1 protein-coding gene is annotated in these 1,392 nt (G+C 70.1%); it reads left to right on the top strand.

Annotated elements, in window-relative coordinates:
• On the top strand, positions 1 to 1,392 hold a 1,392-nt coding region (locus tag AC2VON_RS17780), incomplete at both ends, for an ATP-dependent DNA helicase RecG (RefSeq protein WP_486954133.1).

Below are 1,392 nucleotides of genomic sequence, written 5' to 3'. Positions count from 1 at the left end.
GCAGGCGGTCAGCGGCGAAGTGCTGCAGTCGGAGTTCGAGCGGCGCTGCTACCCGATCTACCCGGCCAGCACCAAGCTGCAGAGCTGGGACATCTTCTCCTGCGTGCGACAGGTGCTTGAGGTGCTCGACCCGGTGCCGGACCCGCTTCCGGCGGCGCTGCGTGCCGAGCGCGGGCTGACCGGCGAGGACGCAGCGCTGCGCGCCATCCATCTGGCCGAGACCGCGGCGGAACGCCGACGCGCCCGCGAGCGGCTGACCTTCGACGAAGCGGTCGGTCTGCAGTGGGCGCTGGTGGGCCGCCGGCACGGCGAACTGTCCGCGTCCGGGCCGCCCGCACGGCCGAGCACCGATGGGTTGGCCGCGGAGTTGTTGCGGCGGCTGCCCTTCGAGCTCACGGCGGGACAGCGCGAGGTGCTGGATGTGCTGCGGCACGAGCTCGGGGCCACCCGCCCGATGAACCGGCTGCTGCAGGGTGAGGTCGGCTCCGGCAAGACGATCGTGGCGGTGTTGGCCATGCTGCAACTGGTCGACGCCGGCTATCAATGCGCGCTGTTGGCGCCAACCGAAGTGCTTGCCGCACAACATGTCCGTTCGATCCGCGACGTGTTGGGCCCGCTGGCGCTCGGTGGCCAGCTGGGCGGCGCCGACAACGCCACCGCGGTGGCGCTGCTGACCGGCTCGATGCCGCAGGCTGCCAAGAAACAGGTTCGGGCCGAGATCACCGGCGGCCAGGCCGGGATCGTGGTGGGCACCCACGCGCTGCTGCAGGATGCGGTGGAGTTCCACCGTCTGGGACTGGTGGTCGTCGATGAGCAGCACCGGTTCGGTGTTGAACAACGGGACCAGTTGCGGGCCAAGGCCCCTGCAGGCATCACACCGCACTTGCTGGTGATGACCGCAACGCCGATCCCGCGCACCGTGGCGTTGACCGTCTACGGGGACCTGGAAACCTCGACGCTGCGCGAACTGCCCGGCGGGCGCCGGCCGATCAAAACCTCCACGATCTTCGCCAGGGACAAACCGGCTTGGCTGGACCGCGCGTGGCAGCGCATCCGCGAGGAGGTAGCCGCCGGCCATCAGGCCTACGTGGTGGCGCCCCGTATCGACGAGGCCGACCAACCCGACCAAGCCCGCCAAGCCGACCAGTCCGGCCGGCCCAGCCAGGACACCAGGCGGTCGGCCACCGCCGAGGAGCTGTTCAGCAGACTGCGATCGGGTGCGCTGGCCGGGTCGCGGTTGGGTCTGATGCACGGGCGGCTACCCGCCGAGGACAAGGACGCCGTGATGGCGGCGTTTCGGTCCGGAAACATCGACGTGCTGGTATGCACCACCGTCATCGAGGTCGGCGTCGACGTACCGAACGCCACCGTGATGCTGGTGGTCGACGCCGA

This window comes from Mycobacterium sp. TH-M82 (assembly GCF_057473605.1).
Note: the sequence above shows the minus strand (reverse complement) of the source record. Positions and strands in the feature narration are given on the sequence as shown.